This window comes from Niveispirillum sp. (genome assembly GCF_017996735.1).
Taxonomy (GTDB): domain Bacteria; phylum Pseudomonadota; class Alphaproteobacteria; order Azospirillales; family Azospirillaceae; genus Niveispirillum.
Genome location: NZ_JAGOGJ010000188.1, coordinates 1 through 10091, shown reverse-complemented (window position 1 = coordinate 10091; position 10091 = coordinate 1). Strand labels below are relative to the sequence as shown.

Sequence of the window (10091 nt, the reverse complement as noted above, 5' to 3'; positions counted from 1 at the left end):
GTCTGGGACGCGGCGCGCGGGGTTGAAGACCTGATGGTGCTTTTCAGCCCCACCGCCACCGGGCGGGCGGACATGGATGGGCTGGGACGGCGCATCCGCCAGCACCTGACCCGCCGGACCGGGCTGGTGGTGGCCTGCCTGGTGCCACTGGCGACCGAGGAGGTGCCCAAGACCTCCATCGGCAAGATCCAGCGCCTGGAGTTGAAGCGGCGGTTCGAACGGGGGGAGTTCGCTGACCGCCTTCTGGCCACGCCGGTGGACGCGCGGCACCCTGCACCACCTGCCGCAAGGCCGGATGGCGGGCAGGGCAGGATCATCGCGGAGATCTGGCGTCAGGCGCTTGCCCTGCCGCAGATCGGGCTGGACGAGAATTTCTTTGAACTGGGTGGGCATTCGATCCTGCTGATCCAGGTCCATGGCCGGCTGAAGCAGCAATTCCCCGCTCTGGAGTTGGTGGACCTGTTCAAGTACCCCACCATCCGTACCCTGGCCGCCTTCCTGAGCGCACCGGCGGCGGTGCCGGCAGCAGCGGAAACGCCGCGCCGCCGACAGACGGAGGGGGAGACCGAGGTGGCGGTGATCGGCATGGCCTGCCGCTTCCCCGGCGCCGACAATCTGGCCGAATTCTGGGACAATCTGCGCCAGGGCCGGGAATCAATCGCCCGCTTTACGGTGGAGGAACTGGTGGCCGCGGGGTTCGACCGCGACGCGGTGTCCGACCCGGACTATGTCCGTGCCAGCCCGGTGCTGAAGGATGCCGCCGGCTTCGACGCGGCCTTCTTCGGCTATGGAGCGCGCGAGGCGGAACTGATGGACCCGCAGCAGCGGCTGTTCCTGCAATGCGCCTGGGAAACGCTGGAGGATGCGGGCTACAACCCGTTCCTCTGTCCTGATCGCATCGGTGTCTTCGCCGGTGCCAGTATGAACACCTATTTCACCAACAACGTCCATCCCAACCGGGATAAGCTGGACCCGCGCGACCGCATCGACGTCTTCACCCTGGATTCGATGGGCGGTTTCCAGGCGATGGTCGGCAATGACAAGGATTATATCGCCACCCGCACCTCCTATAAGCTGGATCTGCGGGGGCCGAGCCTGAATGTGCAGACCGCGTGTTCCACCGGGCTGGTGGTTATCCATGCGGCGGTGCAGAGCCTGCTGAGCGGCGATTGCGCCATGGCGCTGGCCGGTGCCGCAGCGGTGCAGAGCCCGCAGGCCGCCGGCCATCTGTGGCAGGACGGCATGCTGGTCTCTCCCGACGGGCATTGCCGCGCGTTCGACGAACAGGCCGGCGGCACTATCTTCGGCAGCGGCGTTGGTGCCGTACTGCTGAAGCCGCTGAAGGCGGCCCTGGCCGATGGCGACCATGTCTATGCCGTGATCAAGGGCACGGCCGTCAATAATGACGGCGGCGTCAAGGTCGGGTTCATGGCGCCCAGCGGCGCGGGGGAAACGCGAGTGGTGCGCGACGCGCTGGCCGCCGCCGCTGTGGCGCCGGAGACCATCACGTTCCTGGAAGCACATGGCACCGGCACGGCGCTGGGCGATCCGATCGAGGTGTCGAGCCTGGCCGCAGCCCTGCAGGTGCCGGGCGCGCCGCGCGGCTTCTGCGCCCTGGGGTCGGTCAAGACCAATGTCGGTCACCTGCAGATCGCATCGGGCATCGTGGGCTTCATCAAGACGGTACTGGCCCTGCATCACCGGGAAATCCCCGCGACGCTGCATTTCAACCGACCCAACCCGGCCATTGATCTGGATGGCGGCCCGTTCCATATCAACCGCGCACTGCTGCCCTGGACACCGCCGGCCGGGGTACCGCGCCGCGCAGGGGTCAATTCGCTGGGCATCGGCGGCACCAACGCGCATGTGATCCTGGAGGAGGCACCCACCAGGGCGCGGACGTCGGTGGCCGATGACCGGCCTGCGCACCTGCTGACCCTGTCGGCCCGCACCGACACCGCCCTGGCCGCACTGGTCCGCTCCTATCGCGATTTCCTGGCCCGCCGTCCCGACCTGGACCCGGCCGACCTGTGCTTTACCGCCAATAGCGGGCGCAAGCATTTCGACCATCGCTGCGCCATCGCCTTCGACAATATCGACGGGCTGCGCGACGGGCTGGAAACGGCCACGGGCACGCGTGCCGGCGGGCAGCCGAAACTGGCCTTCCGCTTCCCGGCCACGGCCCCTGCCGGGCTGGGCCGGGAATTGTACCGGACCGCCCCACCCTTCCGCGCCACCCTGGAACGCTGCGACGCGATCCTGCGCCGGATCTGGCCGGTGGGTCTGGTGCAATGCCTTTATGGCGATGCCGTATGGCCAGACGCCCCCGCCTTTGCGGTCGCCGTCGCCGCCAGCCTGGGGGCGGCCACGGCCGACCTCTGGCGCAGTTGGGGGGTGGAGGCCGACGCGGCAGATGGCGGCGCCATGGCCGCCTGGATGCTGGGCACCATATCGCTGGAAACGGCGCTGGACAGCATCGTGCGGGGGGAGGCGGTGGAGAGCCCGGCCATGCCGGACGGCGCGCTGGTGCTGGAGATGTCGGCCCAGGGCTGGCAGCCGCTGCTGCATGATCTCGGGCGGGTTTATGTGCAGGGTGGCGCCGTGGACTGGTTCGGCTTTGACCGGCCCTATCGCCGCCACCGGCTGCCGTTGCCCACTTATCCGTTCGAGAACCGTCGCTACTGGCTGGAGCCGCCCAGGGCGCCAGTCAACCGGACGCTGGAGGCCCGGCCACATCCCCTGCTCGACCGGCGCTTCTCCTCCCCCCTGGTGCGGGAGCTTTTCTATGAAGCTCTGCTCGATACCGGGCGGATGCCGCTGCTGGCCGATCACCGCGTGCATGGGCAGGTGGTGGTGTCGGGTGCCTGCTATATGTCGATGCTGCTGGGCGTCGGCGGAGAGGCATTGGGCACCATTGGTGGGCTGGAAATAGCGGATGTCAGCTTCATCCAGGCCCTGGTGGTTCCCGAGGATGGGGTGCGGGTGCAACTGGCCATCGGGCCGGAACGGGATACACCCGCCGGGTTCACCCTGATCTCCCTGGAAGCCGGAGATGGCCACCGCCGGCACGTCACCGGCACATTGCGGACCCTTGCGGGAGCGGGCACGCCCGCCCGGCTGGCCGATCGTATCGCCGCCTGCCCGCAGACGCTGGACCTGGACAGCCACCATCACTTGCTGGAAGGGCGCCATATCGCGCTGGGCCCCCAATATCGCTGGATTACGTCCCTGGCACGCGGGCCGGGTCAGGCGCTGTGCCGGCTACGGCGCCCGGCGGAACTGGATGCGGCCGCCGATGCCGCCTACGGGCTGCATCCAGGCCTGATCGATTCCTGCTTCGGCCTGATGATCGCCGCCATCGATCTGGAGGTGGAGGATACTTTCATCCCGTCGTCCATTCAGACCCTGCGCTTCCACCAGCGGCCGCGCGGTGCGGAACTGTGGGCCTGGGGGTCGTTCAAGCGTCAGGTCGATGGCGGCGGCATCAGCGGCGATATCGGCCTTTATGAGCAGGACGGCACCCCGGTGTTGGAGATCGCCGGCTTCGTCGGCCGTGCCGCCCGGCGTGAACAGGTCATCCCCGACGCCCCCATCCCCCTCTATCGCGTCACCTGGGAAGCACAGCCCACCATTCAATCCGGCGCCACGCCGGCGCAGGGCGCCTGGTTGATCTTCGCCGATGCGGGCGGCCTGGGCGAGGCCCTGACCCGCCGGCTGGCGGCGCGCGGCCTGCCGCATCGGCTGGTCCGGTCGACGGACGGCTTCGACCCCGCCGATCCCGCCTGCTATCGCGATGTTCTGTCCCCGATGGCGGCGGGCGGCGTGAATGTGGTGCATCTGTGGAGCCTGGATGTCAGCGCCGATCCGCAAGCCGCCCGCGACCGGGGCACGGCAAGCGCGCTGCTGGCCGCACAAGCGTTGATCGCCGCCGACAGGCCGGGCGGGTTGTGGCTGGTCACGCGTGGCGCTCAGCCCGTCGGTAGCAGCCCGGTGCAGCCGATGCAGGCACCGCTCTGGGGCCTGGCCAAGGTGCTGCGGCTGGAACATCCGACCCTGTCCTGCCGGACGCTTGACCTGGACCCTGCCGCCCCGGCGGACGAGGCCGACCGGCTGCTGGACGAATTGTCCGTCGCCGATCAGGCGGAAACGGCATGGCGGGGCGGAATACGCTACCGCCCCGCCCTTACCCGGTTGCCCTTGGCGCCGGCCCACCCGATCAGCCTGTCGGCGGAAGGTACCTATCTGGTGGCCGGCGGCTCCGGTGCGCTGGGCACCTTGATGCTGGACTGGCTGGCCGATGCCGGCGCCCGCCACATCGTCTGCGCCAGCCGTCGCGGCGGCATCGACGGGAATGCGGCCGACCGCCTGTCCCGTCGCGGCGTCACCCTGCATGCGCTGACGGCAGATCTGGCTGATGGCGCTGCCTTCGACAGGGCATGGCAGCGGCTGGCATCCGGCCTGCCGCCCCTGCGCGGCATCATCCATGCCGCCGGCACGCTGGATGACGTAGCCATTCCAGGGTTGACGCCAGCACGCCTGGACACCGTCGCCCGGCCGAAGATGGAGGGGGCCTTGACCCTAGCCCGACTGGCATCAGGCCGCACGCTGGACCTGCTGGTGCTGTTCGCCTCGGCAGCATCCGTGCTGGGCCATCCGGGACAGGCGAACTATGCCGCCGCCAATGCCTTCCTGGACACAATCGCCGCCGACCTGCGGGCGCGCGGCGGTGTGGCCCTGTCGATCGGCTGGGGCCCCTGGGGCGGGGCGGGCATGGCCGCCACCGACAAGATCGCCGCCGGCTTCGCCCGGCTGGGCATCCAGCCGCTATCGCCCGGCCAGGGACGCCAGGCGCTGGACGCCGCCCTGGCAACCGGCCTGGCCCATGTCTGCGCCATCGCCTGCGACTGGGACCGTTATGTCCGGCAAAGCGGCGGCGGCACCGGGCGGGCCGACCTGTTCCGCCATCTCCTGGCCCCCGCCACCACGCCGCCGCCCGTTCCGGTTACCGCCGGGCTGGCGGCAAGGCTGGCGGGAGCCGCCCCGCAGGAACGCCGGCACCTGCTCCACACCCTGGTCCTGGAGGCCGTGACCGAGGCATTAAGCTTCACCGGTAACGACGCCGTCGACCCTGCCCGCCCGCTGATGGAACAGGGGCTGGACAGCCTGGCATCCGTGGGCGTGCGCAGCACGATCAACGAGGCGCTGGCGCGCAGCTTCCCCGTGTCGATCATGTTCGAGTATCCGACGGTGGAGGATCTGGTGCTGTTTCTGGAGCGCGAAACGGCCCCTGCCCCCGCCCCCGTGAAAGCCGAGATGGAGGACGATCTCGACGGGCTCAGCCTGGAGGAACTGGAATCGCTGGTGAACCGCGAGTTGGACGCATGCTGAGGCCCGGGCGACCATGACCGACACCGCCACGTCGGCACAGGACACCATCAAGCGGCTTTTCCGAGCGCTTAAGGCCGAGCAGCAGCGGCGCGAGGCGCTGGAGGCCCAGCAGGCGTCCCGGCAGCCGGAACCGGTGGCGGTGATCGGCATGGCCTGCCGCTTCCCAGGCGGCGCCAACAGCCCGGATGAATTCTGGCGGCTGCTGGAGAACGGCGTCGATGCCATCGGCACCGTGCCCGCCGACCGTTGGGATGCGGCCACCTTCCTGGATGGCGGCGGCACGACGCCGGGCACCATGCATACCGCCCAAGGCGGCTTCCTCAATGTGCCGCTGGGCCTGTTCGATTATCCGTTCTTCCGCCTGTCGCCGAAGGAGGCGCGCGCCCTGGACCCGCAGCAGCGGTTGCTGCTGGAACTGTCCTGGGAGGCGCTGGAATCGGCCGGCATTGTTCCCGCCAGCCTGAAGCGCAGCCGCACCGGCGTCTATGTCGGTCTGTCGGGCGATGATTATAGCCTGGCCCATCGCCATTCCGACGATCTATCGCGGATCGATGCCTATTCCATCACCGGCAGCACGCCCAGTACCGCCGCCGGCCGCATCGCCTATTTCCTGGGGCTGGAAGGCCCGGCAATCCCCGTCGATACCGCCTGCTCCTCCTCTCTTGTGGCGTTCCATCTGGCCTGCCAGAGCCTGCGCGAGCGTGAGACCGATCTGACCCTGGTCGGCGGCGTCAACCTGATCCTGGCGCCCGCCACCCATGTCTGTTTCTCCCGCCTGCAGGCCACCTCGCCCGATGGGCGTTGCAAGAGCTTCTCCGCCGATGCAGACGGCTATGGCCGGGGCGAGGGCTGCGGCATGGTGGTGCTGAAACGGCTGTCGGATGCGCTGCGCGACCGCGACCCGATCCTGGCCGTGGTGAAGGCCACGGCGGTCAACCAGGACGGTGCCAGCAACGGCTTCACCGCCCCAAACGGGGCCGCACAGAAGCGCCTGCTACGTGAGGCGCTGGACAAGGCCGGGCTGACCCCGGCCGACATCCAGTATGTTGAAACCCACGGCACCGGCACGCCGCTGGGCGACCCGATCGAGGCAGACGCGGTGGCCGAAACCCTGGGCCGGGACCGCGATCCGGCCCGGCCGCTGGTTCTGGGGTCGGTGAAGAGCAATATCGGCCATCTGGAGGCCGCCGCCGGCATGGCGGGCATCATCAAGGTGCTGCTGTCGCTGCGCCATGGCCGCATCCCGGCCAACCTGCATTTCAAGGTCCCCAACCCGCTGATCCAATGGGATGGCGCCGGCTTCCAGGTGCCGGTGCGACCGGTGGCCTGGACACGGGGGGCCGAGCCCCGGCATGCCGGGATCAGTTCCTTCGGGTTCAGCGGCACCAATGCCCATGTCATCCTGGGCGAAGGGCCGGAACAGCCCGCACCGCAGCCGACCCCCGGCCCCCATCTTCTGTGCCTGTCGGCGAAGAGTGAAGCCGCGTTGCGCCTGACGGCCCGGCGGTTCCAGGACTACCTGGACACCCCGCCGGCCGGCATCACCGCCCACGACCTGTGCGCCACGGCGCTGCGCCACCGCAGCCATTTCGCCCACCGGCTGGCCGTCGCAGGACCCGATCTGACGGGGCTGGCCCGGGCGCTGGATCGCTATCTGGACGGCGAGGCGGACGCGCAGGTCGGTCAGGAATATTGCCGGGGCGGGGAGCCGGACCTGGATCGCCTGGCCCCATCGGGTCCCTACCGCCGGATCGACCTTCCGGCCACGGGCTTCGATGGCAGGCCCTGCCATTTCGGTACGCCGGGCGACACGCTGATCCCGATGCCGAACCCCGCCAGGACGGCGGCGGCGCCGGCACCGCACCCGTTGCTGAGCCGGATATGGCGCAGCCCGCTGCTGCGGGATGTGTTGTGGGAAACCGAACTGGGCCTGGCCAGCCATCCGCTGCTGCGCGACCATCTGGTCTTCGGCCAGCCGGTGGTGCCGGCGGCAGCCTATCTGTCGCTGCTGCTGGCCGCCGCCGTCTGGCACCTGCCCGGTCAGGATTTCGAGCTGGCGGACATCACCTTCCCCGCTGCCCTGGCCCTGTCAGAAACGGGGAGCGTGACCCTGCACCTGCGACTGCGACCGCTGGAGGAGGGTGGGGCGGAGTTGCGGCTGGCGCGCCTGACCGATGACGGCCCGATGACCCATGCCAGTGCCATCCTGCGGCCGGCGGGTGCAATGCCGGCACTGGAACCGGTGGTGCAGCGGTGGCAGACCTGGACGCAGACGATCACTGCCGATGACCTGTTCTCCGGCCAAGGCGAACGGCTGACCCTGGGCCCCGCCTTCCGCCGGGTGACCGGGGCCAAACGGACGGACAGAGCGGCATTGGCCGAATTGGCCCCCGATGATGCCGGCGACCTTGTCTGGGCACCGTCCTTCCATCCCGGCCTGATCGATGGCGGGCTGCAATTGCTGCCCGCGCTGTGGGGACAGGCGGGGGATGACGCACTGGTGCCCGTCCGCATCGGCCTTCTGCGCTTCTCTGGCGAACCGGGTGGTCCTTGCCGCTGGGCCTCGGCCCATCTGGCGGCGGGTGACGCACCGGGCGGCGATGTGCGCCTGCTGGATGGCGACGGCCGCGTGCTGCTGGCCCTGGACGGGGTCGAGGGAAACAGGATGTCGGCCGACGCCCTGCGCCGGGCGGTGGGCGGGGCAACCGCCCTGCCCTGCCATCGCATCGTCTGGCATGAGGTTGCCGATGAGGGTGGCGGGCAGCCGGACCGGCAATGGATTCTGCTGGACAGCGACTTCGATACCCAAGCGCTGCACGCCGCCATCGATGAGGCCGGGCCCGACCTTGCCGGCATCGCTTTCCTGGCATCCGCTCACAGTGAGGATGCGGCGTTGGCCGCACCGGTGCTGCGCATTGCCCAGGCCCTGGCGACCCGCACCGATCCGCCTCGTCTGTGGATCGTCACACGGGGAGCCCAGGCGGTCCGCAAGGGTGATGACACCGATCCGTTCCAGGCAGCCTTGTGGGGCCTGGGCCGGTCACTGGCGATGGAGCAGCCGACCCTGTGGGGCGGATTGCTGGACCTGCCGGCCCATCCCCACCCCGCCCTGCTGGAACGATTGCCAACAATGCTGGTCCGGGGGGAACGTGCGCTGCGTGACGGCGACATGCTGGCACCCCGGCTGGAACCCGCCAATCCCCCGAACCAGGCGTCATCGCCGATCCGCACGGGTGCGACCTATCTCATCACCGGCGGCTGCGGCGCGCTGGGGCTGGAACTGGCGGAATGGCTGTGCCGACGCGGGGCCGGCCATCTGGCGTTGCTGGGGCGCAACCCACCGTCACCGGCAGCACAGGCCCGCATCGACGCCATGGCCGCGACGGGTGTCCATGTCCGCCTCCTGCAGGCGGATGTGGCCGACCGGGCGGCACTGGCTGCTGTGCTGGACGACATCCAGGCCGGCATGCCGCCGCTGGCCGGGATTTTCCATCTGGCCGGCGTGCTGCGCGACGGGCTGTTGCCCGACCAGACGCCACGGCATCTGGCCGATGCGATGGCGGCCAAGGCCATCGGCGCCTGGAACCTGCACCGGCTGACGGGCGGCCAGCCGCTGGACCTGATGGTGTTCTTCTCCTCTGCCACTGCCGTGTTAGGGGCGGCCGGGCAGAGTGTCTATGCTGCCGCCAACGCTTTCCTTGATGCGCTGGCCGCCAAGCGGCGCCATGCGGGGTTGACCGGGACCAGTATCGCCTGGGGCCCCTGGGCCGGGGCCGGCATGGCGGCGGCCAACGACGTCGCCCGTGGGCTGGAGCAACTGGGCCTTGCCGCCCTGCGGCCGGCGGCGGCCCTGGACATGCTGGATCACCTGCTGCCGGGGGACGATGCCGGAACGCTGGTGCTGCAGGCAGACTGGCGCCGCTATCGCCGGACGCTGCCCGCCGGGCCGGTGCCGGACATGCTGCGCGGTCTGGTACCCGACGGGGCGCCCATAGCCGCACCGGGTCTGCGGAATGGCGCCGGGCTGGCCGCCTTCCTCGCCCGTCTGGCAGCCGACGTGCTGGGTGCGACACCGGATATGGTCATCGATCCCGGACAGGATCTGTTCGAACTGGGGCTGGATTCCCTGATGGCATTGCGGATGCGCAATGCCATCGAGGCGGAGATGGCCGTCAGCCTGCCCACCACCATCCTGTTCGACCACCCCACCATCACCGGCCTGTGCCACGCCCTGGTAGGGGGATCGGCATCGGAAGTCTCCACCGATCCGATTCCCGCCGCCGTCAACGATGATGATGGCGCCCTCAGTTCAGGGCAGCAGGGGCTGTGGTTCCTCCAGCAACTGGCCCCGGACAGTGCCGCCTTCCATACCTGTTTCACCGCCCGCATCCGCACCGCCCTGGACGGGGATGCGCTGGAGCGTGCGTTCCGGCTGGTGCTGGACCGCCATCCCCCATTGCGCGCCCGTTTCACGGCCCCCGGCGGCGTGCCGCGCCAGGATGCCGGCGATGCGGGCGGTTTCACCGTCGAGCGGGCCGACGCCCCCGCGGATGAAGCCGCCCTGCATGAGGCCGTGGCCCGGGCCTATCGCCGCCCATTCCGGCTGGAACAGGGACCGCCGATCCACGTCACCCTGTGGCGCCGCGCCGCTGACGACCATGTTCTGCTGATTGCGGTGCATCATATCGCCATCGATGTCTGGT

At 69.7% G+C, this 10091-nt stretch carries 2 protein-coding genes; both read left to right on the top strand.

All coding sequences use genetic code 11. From position 1 onward, the window contains the following. Window positions 1–33: 33 nt before the first annotated feature. Complete coding sequence (locus tag KBA48_RS30515; protein ID WP_292912459.1) at window positions 34–5388, top strand: SDR family NAD(P)-dependent oxidoreductase; 5355 nt, start codon at window positions 34–36, stop codon at window positions 5386–5388. A 13-nt stretch (window positions 5389–5401) separates the two neighbouring features. After that, on the top strand, window positions 5402–10091 hold a 4690-nt coding region (locus KBA48_RS30510; RefSeq protein WP_292912458.1), incomplete at its 3' end, for an SDR family NAD(P)-dependent oxidoreductase.

What these genes read in the sequence shown, in the direction of transcription:
- KBA48_RS30515 (WP_292912459.1), top strand. Translation starts at nt 34, where the DNA reads ATGGTGCTTTTCAGCCCCACCGCCACCGGGCGGGCGGACATGGATGGG.